The organism is Sandarakinorhabdus sp., assembly GCF_987265915.1.
The window spans coordinates 2584811-2607705 of the sequence record NZ_OZ503948.1; the positions used below are offsets into that span (position 1 = coordinate 2584811).

The 22895-nt window shown below is 64.2% G+C and carries 15 protein-coding genes, 1 tRNA gene and 1 pseudogene; 10 read left to right on the forward strand and 7 right to left on the reverse strand.

Annotated features, from left to right (window positions below):
• Positions 1-14: 14 nt before the first annotated feature.
• The 3 genes and pseudogenes from AC6UUM_RS12540 (at position 15) to AC6UUM_RS12550 (ending at position 4692) form a co-directional block, all read left to right on the forward strand.
• Positions 15-760 (forward strand): annotated as a pseudogene (locus AC6UUM_RS12540) (IS5 family transposase).
• A complete protein-coding gene (locus tag AC6UUM_RS12545) occupies positions 730-1929 on the forward strand; it encodes a tetratricopeptide repeat protein (RefSeq protein ID WP_500802614.1) in 1200 nt (399 codons plus the stop codon). The pseudogene AC6UUM_RS12540 and the gene AC6UUM_RS12545 overlap by 31 nt, the downstream one beginning before the upstream one ends.
• A gap of 357 nt (positions 1930-2286) precedes the next feature.
• On the forward strand, positions 2287-4692 hold the full coding sequence (locus tag AC6UUM_RS12550) for a zinc-dependent metalloprotease (protein WP_500802615.1): 2406 nt from the start codon (positions 2287-2289) through the stop codon (positions 4690-4692).
• Between the two features lie 141 nt (positions 4693-4833).
• Here the strand turns inward: AC6UUM_RS12550 and AC6UUM_RS12555 are convergent, their stop codons facing one another.
• From AC6UUM_RS12555 to AC6UUM_RS12570, 4 genes are all read right to left on the reverse strand, one after another.
• Positions 4834-6429 (reverse strand): amidohydrolase, encoded by a 1596-nt coding sequence (locus tag AC6UUM_RS12555; RefSeq protein ID WP_500802616.1) that lies wholly within the window; start codon positions 6427-6429, stop codon positions 4834-4836.
• A 26-nt stretch (positions 6430-6455) separates the two neighbouring features.
• Positions 6456-9326 (reverse strand): TonB-dependent receptor plug domain-containing protein, encoded by a 2871-nt coding sequence (locus AC6UUM_RS12560; protein WP_500802617.1) that lies wholly within the window; start codon positions 9324-9326, stop codon positions 6456-6458.
• Positions 9327-9499: 173 nt separating this feature from the next.
• Positions 9500-9988 (reverse strand): DUF6702 family protein, encoded by a 489-nt coding sequence (locus AC6UUM_RS12565; protein WP_500802618.1) that lies wholly within the window; start codon positions 9986-9988, stop codon positions 9500-9502.
• Positions 9985-12399, reverse strand: coding sequence for a M1 family metallopeptidase (locus tag AC6UUM_RS12570; RefSeq protein WP_500802619.1), 2415 nt, complete (start codon positions 12397-12399; stop codon positions 9985-9987). Before AC6UUM_RS12570 ends, AC6UUM_RS12565 begins: the two co-directional genes overlap by 4 nt.
• A 214-nt stretch (positions 12400-12613) precedes the next feature.
• Here AC6UUM_RS12570 and AC6UUM_RS12575 point away from each other — a divergent pair, with 214 nt between their 5' ends.
• A complete protein-coding gene (locus AC6UUM_RS12575) occupies positions 12614-14101 on the forward strand; it encodes a serine hydrolase domain-containing protein (RefSeq protein ID WP_500802620.1) in 1488 nt (495 codons plus the stop codon).
• Between the two features lie 83 nt (positions 14102-14184).
• On the opposite strand, the gene AC6UUM_RS12580 is transcribed toward AC6UUM_RS12575, so the two are convergent.
• The gene (locus tag AC6UUM_RS12580) at positions 14185-15909 is read right to left on the reverse strand and encodes an amidohydrolase (RefSeq protein ID WP_500802621.1); all 1725 of its coding nucleotides are present in this window, start codon (positions 15907-15909) and stop codon (positions 14185-14187) included.
• Positions 15910-16164: 255 nt separating this feature from the next.
• Between AC6UUM_RS12580 and AC6UUM_RS12585 the strand changes: the two genes are divergently transcribed.
• A complete protein-coding gene (locus AC6UUM_RS12585; protein ID WP_500802622.1) occupies positions 16165-17409 on the forward strand; it encodes an acyl-CoA dehydrogenase family protein in 1245 nt (414 codons plus the stop codon).
• Between the two features lie 91 nt (positions 17410-17500).
• Here the strand turns inward: AC6UUM_RS12585 and AC6UUM_RS12590 are convergent, their stop codons facing one another.
• Together AC6UUM_RS12590 and AC6UUM_RS12595 are read right to left on the reverse strand one after the other, a co-directional pair.
• Positions 17501-18475 (reverse strand): alpha/beta fold hydrolase, encoded by a 975-nt coding sequence (locus tag AC6UUM_RS12590; protein ID WP_500802623.1) that lies wholly within the window; start codon positions 18473-18475, stop codon positions 17501-17503.
• A 136-nt stretch (positions 18476-18611) separates the two neighbouring features.
• Positions 18612-18688: transfer RNA gene (locus AC6UUM_RS12595), tRNA-Pro, on the reverse strand.
• A 198-nt stretch (positions 18689-18886) separates the two neighbouring features.
• Here AC6UUM_RS12595 and AC6UUM_RS12600 point away from each other — a divergent pair.
• Genes AC6UUM_RS12600 through AC6UUM_RS12620 form a run of 5 tightly spaced genes read left to right on the forward strand, consistent with a single transcriptional unit; the run spans position 18887 to position 22892 of the window.
• Positions 18887-19957: a putative urea ABC transporter substrate-binding protein gene (locus AC6UUM_RS12600; protein WP_500804967.1), complete on the forward strand. Its 1071-nt coding sequence runs from the start codon at positions 18887-18889 to the stop codon at positions 19955-19957.
• 43 nt (positions 19958-20000) lie between these two features.
• Positions 20001-20810: an ABC transporter permease gene (locus AC6UUM_RS12605; protein ID WP_500802624.1), complete on the forward strand. Its 810-nt coding sequence runs from the start codon at positions 20001-20003 to the stop codon at positions 20808-20810.
• Positions 20807-21568 (forward strand): ABC transporter ATP-binding protein, encoded by a 762-nt coding sequence (locus AC6UUM_RS12610; protein WP_500802625.1) that lies wholly within the window; start codon positions 20807-20809, stop codon positions 21566-21568. The genes AC6UUM_RS12605 and AC6UUM_RS12610 overlap by 4 nt, the downstream gene beginning before the upstream one ends.
• Positions 21565-22050, forward strand: coding sequence for a CopG family ribbon-helix-helix protein (locus AC6UUM_RS12615; RefSeq protein WP_500802626.1), 486 nt, complete (start codon positions 21565-21567; stop codon positions 22048-22050). The genes AC6UUM_RS12610 and AC6UUM_RS12615 overlap by 4 nt, the downstream gene beginning before the upstream one ends.
• Entirely contained in the window at positions 22047-22892 is an 846-nt protein-coding gene (locus tag AC6UUM_RS12620) for an urea amidolyase associated protein UAAP1 (RefSeq protein WP_500802627.1), read from the forward strand. The genes AC6UUM_RS12615 and AC6UUM_RS12620 overlap by 4 nt, the downstream gene beginning before the upstream one ends.
• Positions 22893-22895: the final 3 nt, after the last annotated feature.

Consider the following 22895-nt stretch of genomic DNA (forward strand, 5'->3'; position numbering starts at 1 on the left):
ACGAGGAATGGGCAGTGGTTGGGGCGCTGCTGCCGCCTGAGCGCGGTCGTTGGGCACGGCCTGCCGGGGATAACCGGCGCTTTTTGAACGGGATGCTGCACGTGCTGCGGGTCGGCTGCCCCTGGCGGGACATGCATGAGCGTTACGGCAAGTGGAACTCGGTTTATGTTCGGTTCCGGCGCTGGGCCGAACAGGGCGTGTGGGATGCTTTGCTGCAAACGCTGGTCGACCTCGGGCTCACCGACGACTGGCAGCACATGATCGACAGCACCACAGTTCGCGGCCACGTCTCGGCAGCGGGCGGAAAAGGGGGGCCTGTGCGAACGCTTTTGGTCGATCACGCGGCGGCTTTACGAGCAAAGTCCACGCCCGGTCAGACAATCAAGGACGCCCTCTCGGCTTCATCCTGACCGGCGGCGAAGCGTCGGACTATGCCGCGGCCGACGCGCTGATGACGATCCCCGTGGCGAAGCCGAAGGCGCTCCTGGCCGACAAGGGCTACGATGGCGACGCCTTCCGGCAGAACCTCCTGATGCACGGCATTTTGCCCGTCATCCCGCCGCGTTCCAACCGCAAGGCGCCCGAACATCCCGACTATCGTCGCTACCGGGATCGCAATCGCATCGAGCGAATGTTCGGCAAGCTGAAACAACAGCGCCGCATCGCCACCAGATATGACAAGACCGCACTCTCGTTCGCCAGCTTCCTCAACCTCGCCGCCGCAAGGCTATGGCTGAAGTCTTTTGTCAACGCGGCCTAGTGACCCGGCATGAGCTGGCACGCGCCATACTTGACGTAGGCCGCGCGTCGGAAAGCGAAGCGCTGCTCCGCGTCCTATTACCTTTGCGCGAACGCCTACATGGGCCAGAGCATGCAGAAACGCTAGTGACCCGACAAGTGCTGGCGCGCGCTATCCTAGATCAGGGTCGCGCTGCTGAAGCCGAGAGGATGCTCCGGGATCTGCTGCCACTTTACGAGCGGGTTCACGGGCCGGAGCATCCCCGCACCATGGTGATCCGGCACGAATTGGCTCGCGCTATGCTTGAGCAAGGCCGTGCTGCCGAAGCTGAAGCAATGCTCCTCGATCTGCTGCCTCTGCGCGAACGCGTTCAAGGGCCGGACCATGCCGAAACGTTGGTCACCCGGCAAACTCTGGCCCGCGCCGTACTTGATCAGGATCGTGCAGCTGAAGCCGGGAAGCTGTACCGCGACCTACTCACCCATTACGAAAGCGTTCACGGGCCTGAGCATAACGGCACCTTGGGGACCAGAAATGGAATGGCACGCGCCGTCCTTAATCAAGGCCTCGCCGCCGATGCTGAAGCGATGTTCCGGGACTTACTGCCCCTGCAGGAACGCATTCGTGGAAAAGAGCATGTTGGTACGTTAAGCATTCGGCACGGACTGGCACGCGCCATCCTTGATCAGGGCCGCGCCGCCGAAACCGAAGCACTCACCCGGGACCTGCTACCTTTGATTGAAAAGGTTTGCGGACCAGAGCATCCCAGCACGCTAGTGACCAGGCATGAACTGGCCCGCGCATTAGTTGATCAGGGCCGCGCTGCTGAAGCCAAAGCATTGCTACAAGACCTGCTGCCTTTGACCGAAAGGGTGAACGGGGCGGAACATGCGTCTGCGCTGGTAACCAGATATTGGTATGCTGCTGCCACTTTGCATGATGGTGATGCTGCGGCTGCCAAGGCGCTCCTTGATCCAATTCCGCACAAGCCTGTCTCAGGTGATTGGCGTGAACGTTGGTCGGCCGAGCTTGCCTTCGTCCGCGGCCAGGTCGCCGACGCATTGGGCAAGCGGGACGATGCGGACGAATGGCTGAAGCAGGCGGCTGCTCACTATGCGGTCATTTATCCACCTAACCACTACTATAGGCTACGGATTAACGATTATCTCGCTGCCCGGCCCCCAATGTGACGGCGCGCCGGGGGCTGGTCGGAGGGTTGTGGAAGATTGCTTCCGAAGCATAAGGGCCGTGCTCCGAGGCAGAACAGGCGCGATAAGCTGATGACGGCAAGTGCAGCCCGGCCTGTCCTACGGGCGTAATTCCGGATTAAGCTGTTGTTGGCGATCCCGCGCCAGCGCGATCGGTTCAAGATATATCTTCAGCTGCCGGAATCGCTGCAAGAACAGGGCAATTTCGGCAAAACGGTCAAAACTGCGCGACCCGGCGGCGGCCCCCACCCGGAGGCGCGCTGTCCGTCAAAGTCCCCCTTTCCATGCGGCGAGTCGGGGTGTCCAATGTCAGCGAATAATCTGCATCAGGGGGCCGAAATGAAGTTGCTGCTGTTATCCACTGCCATGGCCATCGTCGCCGGGGCGGCGCAGGCGCAGGCGCAGGATGCGGCCTATATGCCGGTGAGCATCGACGCGGCGAAAGGCAAACTGCTGCTCACCATTCCGGCGCTCGATACCGATGTGCTCTACTATGTCAGCCTGGCCAGTGGCGGCGGTTCGGTGGAATTGCCGTTCGATCGCGGCACGGTGGGCCAGGCGGTGGTGCGCTTCCGCCGGGCGGGCGGCAAGATCCTGATGGAGGAGCAGAATCTGGCCTTCCGCTCGCTCAAGGGCGATGCCGCAAACCAGGCCGGCGTGGCGGCGAGTTTCCCGACCGGGATCGTCGCCAGCCTGGCAATCGAGAGCGAAGCCGGCGGCCGCATCGTGGTTGATGCCACGCCGCTGCTGGCGCGCGATGCCGGTGGGGTGGAGGCGGCGCTGCGCCGGGCCAATCAGGGCAGTTATCGCTTTGATGCCAGCCGGTTCGCCCTGCACGCGCCGCAAACCAAGGCCTTCCCGCTCAACACCGAAATCGAGACCATCGCGACCTTCAGCGCCGACAATCCCGGCGCGCGGGTGCGTGATGTCGCGCCGGACCCTGAGCATCTGACGATGCGGGTGCACCACAGTTTCCTGAAGGCCCCCACCGGCTACACGCCGCGCCCGGCCGATCCGCGCATCGGGGTTTCGGCCATCCGCTTCAAGGATTTCAGCCAGAGTTTCCAGAACGGCATCGACACCGAATGGGTGACGCGCTGGCGGCTGGAGAAGAAGGACCCGAATGCGGCCCTGTCCGAACCGGTGAAGCCGATCACCGTCTATTTCGATCTGGCCATCCCGGCGCCGATCCGCCACGCCATGCAGCAGGGCCTGCTGTGGTGGAACAAGGCCTATGAAGCCGCCGGGTTCAAGAATGCCATCGTCGCCATCGACGCGCCGGCGGACATGGACCCGCAGGATATCCGCTATAACTACATGCAGTGGATCAACCGCGATGAGCGTGGCTTTTCCTCCGGCGGCAGTTTCCGCGATCCGCGCACCGGCGAGATATTGGGCGCCAAGGTGCGCATGGATTCGCACCGCATCCGCACCGTCGCCAATTATTTCGATGCCTATGCCGGCGGCCTGCCCGGCGATGGCAGCGGCGTGACGCTGGCCGACCCTTCATTGGTGAACGGCAGTTTCGAAGCGATGCCAAAGGGCCAGCGCGACATGGTGCTGCTGCGCCAGGCGCTGCTGACCGCGCATGAATATGGCCATGCGCTTGGTTTTGGGCATAATTTTGCCTCCAGCATCAATGATCGCGCCTCGGTGATGGAATATCCGACGCCGCGGGTGACGGTGAAGAACGGCAAGCTCGACCTGTCCGAAAGCTTCCAGAAGGCCATCGGCCCCTATGACAAGATGATGGTGCGCTACGCCTACACGCCCTTGAAGGATGAAAAGGCCGGGCTGAACGCCATCATCGCCGACATGCGCAAGCAGGGCCTGCTCTATGTGCCCGACACCGATCCACGCTGGACCTGGTATGACGATCGCGCCACGCCTGCCGAGGGGTTGAGCGAAGCGCTGGCGGCACGGCGGATCATGCTGGCCAATTATGGCCCGGAAAGCGTGCTGCTGCCCGGCGAGCCTGTTGGCGAATTGCGCAACCTGCGGCTGTGGATGGTCTATCTCCACCACCGTTATCAGGTTGAATCGGCGGTGAAATATATCGGCGGGCTCTATACCGACATCAAGGTGAAGGGTGAACCCGGCCCGGCGACCAGCGCCATCCCGGCCAAGCTGCAACGCGACACGCTGGCCCTGCTGCTGCGCACGCTGTCGCCGGCTGAACTGACCATTCCGGAAAAGCTGCTGGCCGATCTGACGCCCGATCCGGGCCGCAATTTGGAGGATTTGTCCGACGATCCGGTGTTCAACCAGCTGCAAGCCGCGCGCATTTCCGCCGCGCTGGTGGTGGAGCCGCTGCTGGCGCCGGACCGCGCCATGCGGCTGGTTTCGCTGCAAGCGCGCGGGCTGGACGGTGTCACGTTGCCCGATCTGATCGAGGCGCTGATGGCGGCAAGCTGGAACGCGCCTGCCGCGGACAAGGCAAGCGATGCCGCGCTGAATCGGGTGGTGCAGAAAACAGTGCTCGACGGCCTGATGATCCTCGGCGCGTCCGCCTCTACCGCGCCGGAAGCCCGCGCGCTGGCCTTGCAGACGCTCGACGGTCTGGCCAAGCGCTTGCCCATGGCGGGCGGCGACGCGCTGGGCGCAGCCTTCAACAAGCAGACGGCGGCCGACATCACCGCCTATCTCGCCGATCCTGCCGGCAAGGAACCCAAGTCCGTCTCCATCCCCTGGGGTATGAGCCCGCGCAGCCGCGCGCCGCAGCCGCCGGGGCCGCCGCTGGGGTAAGCGGCGGCTGCCTGGCGGCAGGGCCCCACCCCCAAGCCCCTCCCCTGAAGGGGAGGGGTTGGGGGTGGGGAAGGTCAAAACCCCATGAAAAAAGGCCGGCACCTTGCGGCACCGGCCCGTGGTTTGCCAGAAAATACGAGATCACTTCACCTTGGCGAAGTCCTCGTAATTGATCCCGAGCTGTTCCAGATACGTCTTGTACTTGGCTGGATCGTAGTAGAACTTCTCCTGCTGCGGCCGCATCTTGGCCATGATGTCGGCATTCAGCCAGATCGCCGGCTTGTCTTCGGGGGTGAGCAGCGGATCATATTTGTCGCTCTTGAACTGCACATCTTGTTGATAGGCCTTGGCATCGGTGATGATCTTCGGCGTGGTGAGCAGATCGAGGATGGTCATGCCCACTGCCTTGGAGGCCACAACCACGCCCTTGTGGGCGATCGGCGTGGCCATGGCGATCGCCGATTGGCGGTTGTGGCCGATGGCGTTGGGAATGTTCGATGGGTAGCGGATGGTCACGGTGGGCACCGTCCACATGATGTCGCCGATGTCATCGGAACCGCCGCCCGTCGATTGGCCGCGGCTGTCCGGGGTGGACAGCGGCGCCAACTTGGAGGTGAGCGGCTCGACCTTGACGCCATTGGCCACCTGCATCGCCTTGGCAAAGCCCTGATCAGCGGCGCTCCACGCCGGCAGGCCGGCGGCAGCGAAATTGGCATAGAGCGCCTCGGCCAGCGGCTTGTTGCCATAGTTGGGCGCGGCATAGCCCAGGGTGCGCTGGGTCACCGTGGTCCCCGTCGCCATCGCTGCGGCCTTGGACAGGGTGTTGCCCAGCTCATACAGCTCGCGAATCCGGGCAAATGTGTTTTCGCGGAAATAATACCAGACGCTGGCCTTTTCGGGCACGATGTTCGGCTGGCCGCCACCCTCGGTGATCACATAATGGCTGCGCTGGGTGATCGGCAGATGCTCACGGCGGAAATTCCACGCCACGTCCATGATTTCAACGGCATCCAGCGCGCTGCGCCCGTCCCATGGCTGGCCGGCGGCGTGCGCGGTCTTGCCCTTGAACGTGTATTCGACGCTGACCATGCCGTTGTTGCCGGCCGGGCCCCAGCTGGTGCCCAGATCGCGGCCGACATGGGCAAAGATCGACGCATCGACATCCTTGAACATGCCGGCGCGCACATAATAGGCCTTGGTGGCGAGCAGCTCTTCCGCGACGCCCGGCCACAGCATCAACGTGCCCTTGATGCCGGTCTTTTCCATCACATCCTTGGCGGCCAGCGCCGCGACGATCATCATCGGCAAGCCGCTGTTGTGGCCTTCGCCATGGCCCGGGCCGCCTTCGACCATCGGCTTCATGTCGACGACGCCGGGATATTGCGACAGGCCGAGCAGGCCATCGATGTCGCTGCCCAACGCGATCTTGGGGCCGGGGCCGTTCGACCAGGTGGCGGTGAAGGCGGTCGGGATGCCGGCAGCGCCGCGCACCACGGTGAAGCCGTTCTTTTCCAGGATGCCGGTCAGATACTCGCTGGTCTTATGCTCCTGAAAGCCCGGCTCGGCATAGCTGAACACCATGTCGACCATTTCCTGGACCAGTTTGGTGCGCGCCTCCACGCCGTCGGCAATCGCCTTCTTCTGTGCCGGCGTGGCCAGCGCGAACGCCGGGCTCGCCATTGTTCCAGCCATCATCGTCGCCGCCAGCAATGCAGCGAGCATCTTGCCCTGTCTCATAGCCTCAACCCCCTTGAAATCCTGTGTCAATATTCGAAGCGCACACCCAGACGGTAAACACGCCCCAACACGTCATACAGGCCACGGTTGGTCATTGGATAGGCCGGCGTGTTGTTGCCGGTCGGGCCGTTGCCCACCAGCACCGGATCGCTGTTCAGCAGGTTGCGCACCGACACGAACAGATCGGCCTTCGACCCGGCCACCTTGATCTTCTTGGTGACCGAGGCATCGACAAACCATTGCCCGCTGATGCGGTTGGTGTTGATCGTGCGGTTGGCCGGCGTGGACGCGGGGCAGCCGCTGGTGCATTCGAAGAAATTGTTGCTGTACACGCCGCTGGAAATACCGCGACCGGTCAAGTTGAAGATCCAGCTGTCCAGCTCGTAATTGGCGGTCAGGCGGTAATTCCACGCCGGCACGCCGTCGCCCTGATTCTTGCCGGCCACATCTTCCGGCGCGTCGATGCCGTTGTTGAATGTGTTGTCGATATAATGGCTGACCAGGGCGCGCAGCGTCGCCTTGCCGCCACCAAGATCAAAACGATAGCTCGCCTCCATATCGATCCCGCGCACCTTCACGCTGGCGAAGTTGAACGGCACCAGCCGGATGCCGGTGATCAGGCTGCTGGCCGCCACCGGGCCGTTGAAGGTGATGAACGGGCAGATATCGGCGCGGTTTTGTTCCAGGCACAGCGTCGTGATCGTCTGCGCCGAAATTGTGCCGATGGCGCCGGCCAGATTGATATCGAAATAATCGATCGAGGCGGCAAAGCCGGGCAGGAAGCTGGGCGTGAACACACCGCCAACACCCCAGGTCATCGCCACTTCCGGCCGCAGGGCCGTGTTGCCGGTGGTCTGTTCGGTGAACTGATCGGAACGCTGGCCGCCGCCGGGCAGCGGCACGTTCACCGTGTTGGTGCGGGCGGTGCCGGGCGCGAACAATTCGGCCAGGTTGGGCGCGCGGATATCGCGGCTGCGCACGACGCGCAGTTTGAAATCATCGATCACCTGCCAGGTGGCGCCAGCCTTCCAGGTGGTGACGCCGCCGGAGGTGGAATAATCGGTGCGACGGATGGCGCCGTTGAAATCCAGCCCCTTGGCCAGCGGCACCACGGTTTCGATGAAGGCTTCCTTCACATCGAAGGAACCCGCCGTGACGAGATAATTGCCATAGAGCCAGCCGGAATTGAACTGCGGATCGACCGAGCCGTTCACCCGCTCCCGCCGATATTCGCCACCGAACGCGAACGACACCGGGCCGGCCCAGGTTTGGAACAGATCGTTGGTCGAGAAGCTGAGCGCCGCCACATCCTGGCGCAGCGTCTGAAGACGCTGCGGCTGGGCACCATTGTTGAACACATAATCGATGGCCGCCTGGGTGACGCCGCCGATACCGATACGGTTCAAGGGCACGCAGCCGTTGGTCGGGTTGGTCAGCGTGGAGCGGCAAACGATGGTGCCAGCCGCGATGCCAGCCGCGTTGCCCGCCGGGGCGCGCACCGCATCCTGCGCCAACGCGACGCGATCATTGCGCCAGGTGTTGGTGAGCGTTTCGTTGGTGCGGGCGATACCGGCCTGATAATAAGTGGTGTATTTCCAGCCGATCTTGCCGGTTTCGAACTCGCCATCGGCGCCGGCGACGAAGCGATAGACTTCGCGGGTGTTGTTCGAACCCGCAGCCGGGAAGCCATTGTTGCTGGTGCCGATGCTGATGTTGGTGAGGTTGCGATCAATCATCTGCTGCACCAGCGCAGTGGGCAGGAAGGCATTGTCACGCTGGATGGTGATGCCGGTGCTCGGCGTCTGCTGATAGAAGCTGCGGCCGTTGTAGCCGGCATAGGCATATTGCACGAACGGGGTGAACGCAGGGCTTACTTCAAAGCTCAAACGGCCGAAGATGTTGCCGCGCTCTTCATCGGGCGCCAGGCTGTTGCTGCTCCAATGGCCTTGACGGCTGATCAGGTAATCGCCGCCCACCATCCACTGGCCGCGGTTGGGGCCATAAGTGAACTGGTTCAGGCTGGCCTGACCATTGACGATATTGCCGAAATAGGTGCCGCGCAGCGGGCCGGTGTTGATGATGCCGCCCGGCGTGAACTGGTAGGTGCCGATGCCGCTGGCGACCAAGCGTTCGGGTTGACCATTGCCGGCCACGAACGCCGGATTGTCGATCTGGAAGAAGCCCGAATTCTGCCAGGGGCGATCATAGGTATCCACGCCCTTCTGGGTAAAATAATCCCCGGCCAGCAACAGCTTGCCGCGGCCTTCGGCAAAATCGAAACCGCTGGTGATGCGGAACGTGTGGTTGGGCACATCACCATAATCGGTGATGCCGAATTCATATTCGGCGCGCAGGCCCTTGAAATCGCGATTGAGCGAGAAGTTGATCACCCCGGCCACGGCATCCGAACCATAGGCCGACGAAGCGCCGCCGGTGACGATTTCGACGCCCTTGATCAGGCCCTGCGGAATGGTCTGCGTATCGACGATACCGACCGGGGTGGAGGCCACCGAACGCTGGCCATCGATCAGCACGAGGGTGCGCGCCGAACCCAGCGAGCGCAGGTTGACCGACGCGATGCCGGCCTGGCCGTTCGACAGCGAGCCCGAGTTGGTGGACGAGGATTGCGAACCGCGCACCGATGGCAGCGTGTTCACATAATCGCCGATGTTGGCCTGCGGTTCGGCCTTCAGTTCGGCCTCTCCGATCACCGATACGGGGATCGGCGAATCATATCCGGTGCGCGAAATGCGCGAGCCGGTGACCGTGATGACTTCGCTTTCCGGTTCCCCTTCCGGCGCTGCCTGCGCGGTGGTTGCAGGCGCGGCCTGGGCCAGCGCCATCGCTGGCATCAGAATGGCAAGGCTGGCGACACCCAGCTTCAGCATAGAGCGCATTTCGGCCAACCCGTGATTGCGTATCGTCATTGAAAAAACCCCCAGCTAGCGATCCAGAATCCAGCGAAGATCACGCATGATGCCGCGCGCCCCATGTGTCATTTGCATGACTGGCCCAGTCACGGCGTTACGTCTTTTGGCGTAGGCGGCGCCATCCGGTGGCGCGGGTGGGCTCAGGTGCCGGGCAGCGGCACCGATTGGGCCGGGTCATCGGCCCGGAACTGCAAGGTGCGCGTCACCCCGGCGCGGCGCACATTCACCTGCGTGGCATGATCGGCATAGGTTTCCCCGAACAGCCCGCCGCTGATCGCCAGCGTCTCCGGCTGGCCCGTCAACCGGCCGGCAAAACGCAGCACCACCGTGTCCCCCGCCAGTTCCTGGCCGACAAACACCAATGGCACTTCGGCAATACGAAACGACCGGCCGACATAGGCAATCAGCGCCTGCACGGCCGCCGAATCGTCCAGGCTCGGCTGCGCGTCGGGTGCAATGTTGGCCAACACCGGCTCCACATCATGTGCCGCCATCCGGTGCGTCACCGTCACGGCGCCGGATGTCGCGTCGATTTCCACCACCGACAAGGTGGCGTGGCCGCGATGCGCGATGACCGGCCCGGCGGCCAGCACAGCCGCCAGCGCCGCCACGCCGATCAACCGCTTCAATTGTCGTCCTTCTTCTCGGGCGCCTTCTTGATCGGCTTGGTCTTGGTGCTGTCCGGCGTCACTTCCAGGTCGCTGTCGGCCATGCGGTTGTCGGGGCCGGCCGGGTCGTCGCGCACCTTCAGCACGGCCGGTTCGATGGCGCGCGGATAGCCATTGTTGCTGCGATCGGCGTCAGCCGTTTCCCACAACGGATCGATCGCGGCGGATTTCAGCGTCTTGGGGGTCACGTGCTGCCAGGTGACGTTGCGGCTGTTGTATCGCCACACTTCGGCCGGGATGCGGATGGTTTCGCTGCTGCCATCGGCATAATCCAGCTTCAGGATCACCGGCATGACCAGTCCGCCGATGTTGCGGAAGCTGAAGTGATAGAAATGATCCTTGAATGCCAGCGCAGCGGCCTGGTCCGGCTCCAGCTTCTTCTGCAGCGCTTCGTAATCCTTGCGATCCTTGGCGGTGACGGTGAAGCGATCGGTTTCGTCATAGAAATCGCGGGTGGCCGGATCGCGCTGCACCACCGGCACCTGCGTGTTGCGGGCGACGGTCAACGGGGTGGGTTCGGCCTTGTTGCGATCCTTGGCCCAGGCCTTTTCGATTTCGGGATTGCGGGTGTCGAGCCGCGCTTCGACGACCTTGTCGAGCGCGATGTCGACATGGTCGGTCGAATAGAACCAGCCGCGCCAGAACCAGTCCAGATCAATGCCAGAGGCCTCTTCCATGGTGCGGAAGAAATCATACGGCGTTGGCCGCTTGAAGCGCCAGCGGCGGGCATATTCCTTGAAAGCAAAATCGAACAGCTCGCGGCCCATGATGGTTTCGCGCAGGATCACCAGCCCGGTCGCCGGCTTGGTATAGCCGTTGGGGCCGAACTGCAGCAGGCTGTCGCTATGGGTCATCAGCGGCACCTGATCCTGGCTGACCATATATTCCACGATGTTACGCGGTTCCCCGCGGCGCGACGGGTAATTGGGGTCCCAGCGGCTTTCGGCTTCAAACTGCAAGAAGCTGTTGATGCCTTCGTCCATCCACGTCCACTGACGTTCGTCGCTGTTAACGATCATCGGGAACCAGCTGTGGCCGATTTCGTGGATGACCACGCCGATCAAACCGTATTTGGCGCGCTCGGTGTAGGTGAGCTGGCCAGTCTTCTTGTCCTTCACCGGGCGCGGGCCGTTGAAGGTCATCATCGGATATTCCATCCCGCCAACCGGGCCGTTGATGCTCTGCGCGGTTGGGTAGGGATAAGGGAAGGCAAATTCGCCATAAACGTCAATGGTATGCGCGATGGACTTGGTGGAATAGGCATCCCACAGGGGGCGGGCTTCCTTGGGATAGAAGCTCATTGCCATCACCAGCGGCATAGCCGCGTCATTCTGTTTGACACCCATTGCGTCCCACACGAACTTGCGGCTGGACGCCCAGGCAAAATCGCGGACGTTCTTGGCCATGAACCGCCAGGTGCGCGTGGTGGTGGACTTGCCCTTTTCAGCCGCAAGCGCTTCGGCTGGGGTCACGATATACACCGGCTCCTTGGCGGTGCGGGCCTGCGCCAGGCGCGTGCGCTGCGCGGCGGTAAGGATATCGGGGTTGGCAAGTTCGCCGGTCGCCGAAAGCACATGATCGGCCGGCACGGTGATCGACACATCATAGTCGCCGAATTCCAGGGTGAACTCGCCGCCGCCAACGAAAGCCTTGTTGTGCCAGCCTTCATAATCCGAATAGACCGCAGCGCGCGGGAACCATTGCGCCGCCAGAAAAATGCAATTGCCGTCCTGATCGGCCTTGGTGAAGCATTCATAGCCGGAACGGCCGCCAACCACGCGGGTTTCGGGCATCGGCAGGCTGAAATCGATCTTCACCGTGGTGGCGGCGCCGCTGGCCAGCGGGGCGGCCAGATCGATGCGCAGCAGCGTATCGACCACGGTGAACTTCAACGGCCGGCCCGCAGCATCTGTCACCTTCAGATTGTTGAAGCCGCCCTCCCATAACTTCATGCGCATGGCCTTGCGCACATCGGTCATGCCGATCTGGCCGCCGGGGGAAACGGTTTCGGCGCGCTCGGCGATGTGGTCGCGCTTGTAATTCTGATCGAGCAGCAGCCACAGGTAGCGCAGTGAATCGGGGCTGTTGTTGTGGTAAATGACGGTTTCGCTGCCGCTGATGCTGCGGTTCGCTTCATCCAGCTTGGCGGTGATGCGATAGTCCACCTTCTGTTGCCAGTAACGATAACCTGGCGCGCCGGCGGCGTTGCGATAATCGGTGGGGGTTGGCCAATCCTCGCCTTCCAGTTGGCGGAACTTGTCAACGAAACTGCCCTTGGTCTGCTCGATGGGTCCGGCATTGGCCGCAGCGAAGCCAGACACCGCAAACACCAGCAGCGCAACAACCCGCGCCCACATCCGCACCTTCAGCATCTCGTGTATCCCCTGCCCCGTCCGGCTGCCAGCCTCCCCGGCCCGCAAACCTGCCAATTGCCAAGCTTGCCGGGGCTTGGCAAGCCATGGCCAGCATGGCGTCGGTGATCCGCTGCAGGCGCACGCTTGACGATCGCACCAATCACCGCCTTGATGGCAGCATATCATTCCGTGCAATCACCGCTGGCCACTGACCTTCGGCCCAGGAAGGACCATGATGTTCGCTCGCCTCTGCCTTGCCGCCTTGGCGCTGGCCGCGCCCGCCGCGGCGCAGCCGGTTCCGCCGGAAATCGCCGCCCGCATCGATGCCCAGATGCAGGATTGGGCGGCGAAGAACCATGTGCCCGGCCTGGGCTGGGGCATCGTGCGCCGCGGTCAGGGCCTGGTGCATGCCGGCCAGGCCGGCGTTGCCGATGTCACCTCAGGGCGCAAAGTCGCCGCCGACACGCGCTTTCGCATCGCCAGCATGACCAAGGCCTTCACCGCGCTGACGTTGTTCGATCTGGCGGCCGAAGGCAAAGTGCGGCTGGATGACAAGGTCGTTTCCGTGCTGCCGGAAACCGCCGGATGGGCCGGCGCGCTCACCGTGACCGATTTGGTCCACCACATGGCCGGATTCGTCACCGATGATCCCTGGGGTGACCGGCAAACGCCCTTGCCTGAAGCCGAATTCACCGCCCTGCTGGCCATTGGCGTGCCCTCAACCCGCGCGCCGGGCCTTGTCCATGAATACAGCAACCTCGGTTATGCCATGCTGGGCCGCACCATCACCAATGTCAGCGGCCGGCCCTTCGAAGCCGAAATCACCCGCCGCCGCTTTGCGCCCCTGGGCATGACGTCCACCAGCTTCAACCTGGCCGATGTGCCGGCGGGCAAGCTGGCCCCCGGCTGGCGCTGGGAAGACGGCAAATGGCAACGCGAGCCCGACATGGCGCCGGGCGCCTTCGGGGCCATGGGCGGCGTGATCACCACCGTGCCGGATTATGCCCGCTGGATCGATCATCTGCTGTCGGCCTGGCCAGCCGCAGCGCCGGGCACAGACGAACCCAAGGCGCGCGTTACCGTGCGCAGCCTGTTGCGCGGCGAAGGCTCCCCGCGCCGGATGCAGCGCCCCACGGCCCTGCCGGCGACACAGCCCTGCGAGGTCGCGGTGGTCTATGGCGGCGGGCTCAGGGTCGGCGATGATTGCGCGCTGGGCCGCGTGGCGTTTCACGGCGGCGGTTATCCCGGCTATGGCAGCCACATGGTTATCGTGCCGGAAAGCGGCTGGGGCGTGTTCGTGTTCACCAACCTCACCTATGGCGCGGCTTCCGCGCCGGCCTGGGATGCCATGATGGCCCTGCATGCCGCTGGCCTGATCAAGCCGGACATATTGCCGATTTCACTGCCGCTGGCCCGGCTGGTCGAACCGCTGCACCGCATCTGGACCAGCGGCACGGTGGCAACCGAGCCGAAAGCGCTGGCGGTCAACCTGCTGATGGACCGCGACACCGCCCACCGCGCCGCCGACATCGCCGCAGTAAAGACCCACAGCGGTCCTTGCCCGCAGCCGCCCGGCGTGCGCGCCAAGGGCGCTCTGGAAGGCGATTATCTGTGGCACTGCCAGAACGGCATGCTGTTTGCGCATGTGCTGCTGGCGCCCACACTTACGCCGCAGATCCAGGCGCTCGATTGGTCGTTCGAGCCGGGCCCGAAGAAATAGCCACGCCGCCGGCGGCGGTGGTCGGGGCCCATATTTCGAACGGACGGGCCGATGGTCTCCGACTGACAAAACAGGCGGGCGCCCTATCGCTGATAAACCAGCTTGCCGCCCACAATGGTCGCCCGAATCCGGCCGGTCAGGATCTTTTCCGGCGCGATTCCGGCCAAGGCGAAGGGATCAACATCCATGACGGTCAGATCAGCCCATCGGCCCTTGGCAATGATCCCTGTCTGGTTTTCGCGGAAGGCGGCATAGGCCGACCAACTGGTATAGGCCCGGATCGCTTCTTCGATTGTCAGCCGCTCTGCCGGATACCATCCGCCGGCGGGCTGAAGCTGCTTGTCCTGGCGGGTGATCGCGCTGTGGAGGCCATAGAAGATGCTGTGATCGGAACCCGGATTGTCGGCATTCAAGGTCAGTCGCGCGCCCTCACGGCGCAGCGTGCGCCAGGCATAGGCGCCCAGGATGCGCTGCGGGCCCAGGCGATCTTCGGCCCAGCTCTTGTCCTCCACCGCGTGGGGCGGTTCCATCGAGGCAATCACGCCCAGCCGGGCAAAGCGCGGCTGGTCTTGCGGCGAAATGACCTGGGCGTGTTCGATCCGGTGGCGGTTGCGCTGTGTGGCGGGATCGGCCTTGAACTGTGCCTCAAAGAAATCGAGCACTTCGCGGTTGCCCGCATCGCCGATGGCATGGATCCCGAGCTGGAAGCCGGCCTGCATCGCCGCCTTGGCCAAATCCTGATCAAAGCCATAACCGTCACCGCTGATACCGCGGTGGCCCGGCTTGTCGGCATAGTCGGCCAGCAGCCGCGCCCCGCGCGATCCCAGCGCGCCGTCGTAATAGGCCTTGACCGCGCGCGTGACGAGCATGGAGTCAGTGTCCCGATCCGGCCCCTTGGCGATCCACTGCCGCATCAAGGGCGGGTCGCGCAGCGAGAGCATGGCATGGACCCGGATCGGCAGGCGGTGCTGGTCCTCCAGTCGCTGGAGTGCGGCCATCGCCTGGGCGCCTACACCGGCCTCGTGCACCGTGACATAGCCGTCGGTGGCCATCTGCGTGAGGCCCTTCAGCGCATGGCGCGCGACAACCGCCTGCGGCTCGGGCGGCACTGCCGCGTCAACCATCACCGCCGCGCGGTTCAGGAACAGGCCACCCGGCTGGCCATCCGCGCCCAGCCGCATCTCGCCCCCGACCGGAACCGGGCTGGCCTTGGTGATCTTGCCGGCATCGAGCGCGGCCTGGTTGGTCCAGATGGCAAAGCCGTGCAGGCTGCGCAGCACCACCGGATGATCGGGCACCGCGGCGCTCAACTGCTGCTTGTCCGGATAGCGGTTGGCCCAGGCCCCCTCGTCCCAGCCGGCACCGAAGATCCATTCGCCCTTGGGGACGGACTTCGCCCGCTCGGCCACCTTTGCGACCGCCTGCGCTTCGGTGGCGACATCGGTCAGGTCAACCGATTCCAGCTTGGCGCCCAGTTCGATGAAATGGGTGTGCGAATCGACCAGCCCGGGGATCACGGTCGCGCCGTTGAGATCGATCACCCGGGTCCGCTTGCCGCGCAGCGCCAGCGCGCCCTTGTCGCTGCCGACATAGACGATCTTGCCGCCACGGATCGCCACCGCTGCGGCATCGGGGTGCCACGTGCCGTTGGCAAAGGGCGCATCGGGCGCCGGCTTGCCATCGCGCGCGGGCTCGCCCCAGCGCAGCGTATAGACATGGGCGTCGGTCAAAATCAGATCCGCAGCGCCGGACGCGGCCTTGGCCGTTGATGGGGAAAAACTGACCGAGATCAGTAAGGCGCCGAGCATGCTTGCGAACTGACCCGCCTTCATATCAATTTGCTCCCCCGCATGTTCGTCGTCAGCTCATTTGCGCCAGCTGGCGGCGCAGATTGGCGGAATGTCGGCCTCATCGTTGATGTTAGGCGGCGATCTTGCGGTGTTGCAAGCGCCGATGGTCGATACAGTCACACAGGATACCGGCCTGTGGGCCATCACCAAATTATGGGCTTGCGCGCCCGCGGCGTGGCGGCAAGCATGCAGGCGGACAAGAGGACCCAGACGATGACCAATATCTTCACAAATCCCGAGATGAACGATCTGCGCATGTCGGAAAAGGCGCGGCCGCTGTTCGACGCCGTTGTCCGGCACATCAACGACAATGTCGTGCCGATTGCGGAGGAGTTCGAAGCCCTGGGCAAGGGCCGGGCCGATCGTTGGAGCTGGGCGCCGGGGCAGCTGGAATTGCTGCAGACGGCGAAGGACAAGGCCAAGGCGGCTGGCCTGTGGAATTTCTTCCTGCCCAATGCCGAAACCGGCGAAGGGCTGAGCAATCTGGATTATGCCTATATCGCGGCCGAACTGGGCAAGGTGCCGCTGGCATCGGAATCCCTGAACTGCTCGGCGCCCGACACCGGCAACATGGAAGTGCTGGAACGGGTCGGCACGCACGAGCAGAAGCAACGCTGGCTGGAGCCGCTACTCGCCGGTGAAATCCGCTCCGCCTATGCCATGACCGAGCCTGATGTGGCCTCGTCCGATGCCAAGAACATCCGCACCCGCGCCGTGCGCGATGGCAGGGACTGGGTGATCAACGGCGAGAAATTCTACATCTCAGGGGCCGGTGATCCGCGCTGCAAGGTGATGATCGTGATGGTGCGCACCAGCGATGATGGCCCGGCGAGCAGCCAGCAATCCCAGATATTGGTGCCGATGGACACGCAAGGCGTGAAGATCCTGGGTCCGATGCATGTGTTCAGCGAAGATCACGCGCCGCGCGGCCACATGCATCTGCGCTTTGAAAACGTCCGGGTGCCGTATGAAAACATCCTGCTTGGCGAAGGCCGCGGGTTCGAGATTTCACAAGTGCGGCTGGGGCCGGGGCGCATCCACCACTGCATGCGCACCATCGGCAAGGCCGAGATCGCGCTGGATTACATGGTGAAACGCGGCAATTCGCGTGAGGCCTTTGGCCGCCCGCTGATCATGCTCGGCAAGAATCTGGAACTGATCGCCCGCGCCCGCATCGAGATCGAAGCGATGCGGTTGATGGTGCTGAAGGCCGCCAAGGCGATGGACGTGCTGGGCAACCGCGAGGCGCGGGTTTGGGTGAGCATGGTGAAGGCGATGGTGCCGGAAAAGACCTGCCAGATCATCGACCAGGCCATCCAGATCCACGGGGCCGCCGGCATTTCGCAATGGACACCGCTGGCCGAACTCTATGCCGACGTTCGCCACTTGCGCTTTGCCGATGGTCCGGACGAGGTGCACCACATGGTTGTCGGACGGCACGAGACGGGGCTGCACTGATCGTTCGGTTCCAGGCGAAATTGGTGCATGCGGTCGAGGCAAACCCGCTTCGACCGTCTTGCACGCGGCGTGATCGAACCGAGGAACGTCCTTACAAGGTTGGGCCCCTATTTGCGTTGGTGTGCCACATCTCGAGTATTGCCCGGAGCGCCGTTACAAGCGCCAGCGGCTGATCGAGCATCAGATGGTGGCGCGCCTCCGGAATGGCGATGATGGGAATATCGGTGCCGCCCAATTCCCGGACATAATCAGCCGAGTCAGGGGTGAACAACAGGCTTTGTGCGCCATAGACGATGGCCTTGCGGCCCGGAACGGCAACAACGCGCTTGCCCATCTCATGCCACCCCGGCTGCGCGTCGTTCTGACGGAAAACGTGCGGATCAAACTTCCATGTCCATTCCTCGCCGCTCCGACGCAGCGAGTGAAAGGCCATGTAATCCATCAGAAAGGCCTCACCGACCGGCTGCGGCGGGGACAGCACATATCGGCTGCGCGCTGTGGGATAGTCCGGATAGCGGCGCTGGGGCTTGTCGGGGTCGCCCGAGCCCGGACGCCCGTTGCCTTGCCGGTTCCGCTCCGCCAGCACCTCAGGCCGCAGGACCATCATGTCGCACAGGATCAAGCCGGAAAATCGGTCCGCGGCCAACGCAAGCGCGGTCAAGCCGACAGACGCGCCAAAGCTGTGCGCAATGATGACCGGCTTGGAGGGGCCTTCGAACAGCCCCAGCGCCTCGGCAACCGCGACCATCTCGGCGCCGCGCGCCTGCGCATCGCACCCGGGCCGGTTGGCGCTGTCGCCCATTCCCGACAGGTCATAGGCGATGACGTGATGGTCGCCCGCCAGAAACGGTGCGATGAACGCGAAACACCGCGCATGCGCCAGAAAGCCATGCGTCATCAGGATCGGCGGATGCGAGCGGTCCCCCCAACCAAAATAATGGATGCGCGTTCCCGCGACATCGATGAAGCCTTCCTCGCGCGGCACGGCGAGTGCTTCATGAAACCAGCCGGGCAGCGCATCGGGCTGCGGTGCCCAAAGCGGGTCGATGTCATCACGTGCGTCCACGCATGGAGCTCCTTGCAAACCGACCGCATGTGGCGGCCCTTTCACGTCAGGACAAAGCCCTGAGATGCTGCAGATTCAAGGATGAGGTGTTCCCGGAAATCTGGCCAGGCTGTTGATCCATTCCCGATCTGAAGAATGGTCGGGGAGACAGGATTCGAACCTGCGGCCCTCTGCTCCCAAAGCAGATGCGCTACCAGACTGCGCCACTCCCCGACTCTGGCCTGCCCTAAGTGAAGCCCCTGAAAAGCGCAAGGCTGGCGGCTGGACGAGCGGCGGCGATGGCTGCTGTGCAACGGTTCTATCTGAAGTGGCCATCGGCCCGGTAATACGAAAATCGAAATACGTAATATTGCCGATTGCTGAGCGCCGGGCCCGCCGGCATGCGTGGGATGCAAGGATTGGGGCAAGCAGATGGGCATGGTTGGCAGGATCATCGCAGGCGTATCGCTACTGCTGGTGACGGCATGCGGTTCGGGCGGCGATGCGCCCGCGGCCAAGCGCACGGAGTTCAGCGTCGGCTGGTCGATCTATGCCGGTTGGATGCCCTGGCCCTATGCGGCCCAGGCCGGCATCGTGAAGAAATGGGCCGACAAATATGGCCTGAAAATCAACGTCGTACAGGTCAATGATTATGCCGAATCGGTCAACCAGTTCACTGCTGGCAAGCTCGATGGCGTGACGGTGGCCAGCATGGACGCGCTGACCATTCCGGCGGCGGCCGGCAAGGACACCAGCGCGATCATCACTGGCGATTATTCCAACGGCAACGACGGCCTGGTGGCCAAGGGCGCCGCCAGCATCACGGCGCTGAAGGGCCGGCCGATCAATCTGGTTGAGCTGTCGGTTTCGCATTATCTGCTGGCGCGCGCGCTCGACAAGGCGGGCATGACACTGCGCGACGTGAAGACCGTCAACACCGCCGATGCCGATATCGTCGCGGCCTTTGCCAGCCCGGATGTCGAGGCGGCGGTCACCTGGAATCCGCAATTGTCGGCGATCACCGCACAGCCCGGCGCGAAGCTGCTGTTCAGCTCCGCCGACGTGCCCGGCGAGATCATCGATCTGCTGGTGGTGGATACCGCCACGCTGAAGGTCAATCCCGATCTGGGCAAGGCGCTGGCCGGCATCTGGTTTGAAACCGTGGCCTTGTTGCAACGCCAGGATGCGCAGGGCAAGGCGGCGCGCGCGGCGATGGCGCAAATGGCCGGCGCCAGCCCCGAACAGTTCGACAATCAACTGGCCACCACCTTCTTCTATGCCGATCCCAAGGCTGCAGTAGCAGCGACCGCCAGCCCGGCGCTGATCACCACCATGACCCGCGTGCGCGATTTTTCCTTCTCGCGCGGGCTGTTCAAGGGAGCCACCAGCGCCGACGCCGTCGGCATCGGCTTTCCGGGCGGCAAGACGCTGGGCGATCCGGCGCGCGTCACGCTGCGCTTTGACGAACGCTTCATGCAGATGGCGGCCGATGGTGCGCTATGATCGCGTGCAGCCGCCCCTTCCACCTTGCCAGTGATGTTCTGCCTTGCGCGGGGTGAGTCACAAGATCAGCCGCCAGCAAGCCGTGCTGCTGGGCGCGGTGCCGATCGCGGCGCTGGCCATCGCCTATCTGGTGGCGGCGGCGATGCGGCACGCGGCCAATCCGGCCGATCGCCTGCTGCCGCTGCCCGGCGCGATGGCGTCGGCGCTGTGGGCGCTGGCGGCACAGCCCGATCCGCTCACCGGCAATTATCTGTTCTGGGCCGACACGCTGGCCAGCCTGCAACGGCTGGGGCTGGGCATGGGGATTGCCACGGCGGCGGCGCTGTTGGTCGGGCTGGCGCTGGGGGCCTTGCCGTTGGCGCGCGCCGCGCTGGGGCCGCTGGTGGTGGGCGTGGCGGTGATCCCGCCGATCGCGTTGTTGCCGATCCTGTTCATCGTGCTTGGCCTGGAGGAGACCGCCAAGGTCGCCCTGATCGTCATCGGCGTCGCGCCGGTGATGATCCGCGATCTGGCCGGGCATGTCGCCGGCCTGCCGCCCGAACAGATCATCAAGGCGCAAACATTGGGCGCGAGCAGTTGGCAGGTGATCCTGCGCGTCGCCCTGCCCCAGGCCATGCCGCGGTTGATCCAGGCCGCCCGGCTGTCGCTGGGCCCGGCGTTCGTGTTCCTGATCACCGCCGAAGCCATCGCGGCGGACGTCGGGCTCGGCTACCGCATCTTTCTGGTGCGGCGCTATCTGTCGATGGACATCATCATTCCCTATGTCGCGTGGATCGCCTTTCTGGCAATTGCGATGGACCTGGCGCTGGTCGCAGGCGGGCGCCGGCTGTTCCCGTGGGCGCAGCGGCCATGACCGACCTGCTGCAGATGCGCGACGTGTGGGTCGAATATGGCGACCGCATCGTGCTGGAACGGCTGAATCTCAGCATCGAGGCCGGCGCGTTCGTCTCCATCGTCGGCCCTTCGGGCGCTGGCAAATCCAGCCTGCTGCGGCTGGTGCTGGGGCAGGAAGCGCCCACACGCGGCCAGATCCTGCTGGATGGGCAACCGCTGCTGGCGCAGTGCGGCCCGGATCGCGGCGTGGTGTTCCAACGCTATTCGGTGTTTCCGCATCTGACCGCGCTGGGCAATCTGATGCTGGCGCGCGAATTTGCCACCAGCCCGATCCTGGCGCGCTTGTTCGGCACCGCCCGGCGCAGCGCCCGCGAAGACGCGCTGGCGATGATGGCGGCGGTCGGCCTGGGCGATGCCGCCGGCCTGTATCCGGCGCAGATGTCGGGCGGCATGCAGCAGCGGCTGGCCATCGCGCAGGCGCTGATGATGCGCCCGCGCATCCTGCTCCTCGATGAACCGTTCGGCGCGCTCGATCCCGGCATCCGGGCCGACATGCACGGGCTGATCCGCCGGCTGTGGCAGGAACACCGCCTGACCATCATCATGGTCACCCACGATATCCGCGAAGCCTTCACGCTGGGCACGCGGGTGATCGCGCTGGACAAGCGCCGCCACGATCCGCATGCGCCGCATCGCTTTGGCGCGGTGGCGACCTATGATCTGGCGCTGAAGCCCAAGGACGTGGCGCTCGACGCTGTTGCGGCAGCCGGCGCATGAAGAATGCCGCGCCCGCCACCGTCGCCGCTCTGGCGCGGCTCAGCATCAGCCTGCCGGCAGCGCTGATGCGCAAGCTCGATAACATGCTGCACGAGCGCCAGATTGCAACACGGTCGCAGCTGATCGCCGAGCTGATCAGCAACGCCGTGGCCGAGCATGAAGCGCTGGCGCACCCGGAGGCGATCTTCGCCGGCACCATCACGCTGGTCTATCGCGCCGATCGCGGCCGCGTGCGCACGCAGCTCGCGCACATCGAATCCGAATTTCTGAAAGAGGTGATTTCGGCCCAGCATGTCTTCCTGGAGGATGACCAGTCGCTGGAGGTGCTGTTGTTGCAGGGGCCGGCATGGCGGCTGCGCGCGCTGGCCGATGCGCTGCGCATGGTGCGCGGCGTGCAGCAACTGGATCTGGTGACCACCCCGGCGCTGCTGCCACCCCTTCACGAACAGGAACGCACTGCAAATGGGAAACGGCTGCAATGACGGATAACACCCCCCTGCCCGGTCATGCGCTGGCCGATCCGCTGGCCGCGCGCGATCATGCCCGCGCCCAGGGCGGCACGATTGTGGAGGCCATGCCGCTGTTGCCGCCGGTGGCCAACGATCTGCCCGCCGGGGTCGCGCCAGACGATCTGCTGTGGGCGGAAACCATCGCGCCGGGCGGCTATGCCACAAGGCGGCTGCCGCGCGGCGCGCGGCTGCGGCTGATCGATCTCTACGGCGATGCGGCGGCCACCATCCAGATTTTCAACGCCGAAATGCCCAGCGAGCGGTTGAATGTCGCCGATACGGTGAAGATCCAGTGGAACGCCTATCTGGGGGCCGGCAAGCTGCTGCTGTCGGATATGGGCCGGGTGCTGATGAGCTTCGTGGAGGACAGTGCCGGCACGCATGATGCGTTTTGCGGTGCATCCAGCCCGGTCAGCAACGCGGCGCGCTATGGCGAGGGTGCCAACAGCGGCACGCACCCGTCAGCGCGTGACCGATTGCTGCTCGGCGCGGCCAAGCATGGCCTGGGCCGGCGCGATGTGCATCCGTCGATCACCCTGTTCAAAGGCGCGCGCATCGAAAGCGATGGCACGATCACGCCCCAGATTGGCCCGTTCGCGCCCGGCCGGCACGTGCTGTTGCGTGCCGAGATGGACCTGATCTTCGTCGTCGCCAATTGCCCGCATGTGCTCGATCCGCGCGCCACCTATTCGGTGACACCATTGCGCGCGACGGCCTGGCGCGGGGCCGTCACGCCAGTCGATGATCCCATTCGCACCGCGACACCGGAAGGGCTGCGCGCCTTTCTGAATGTCGAAGACCATTATCGCCGCTGAGGA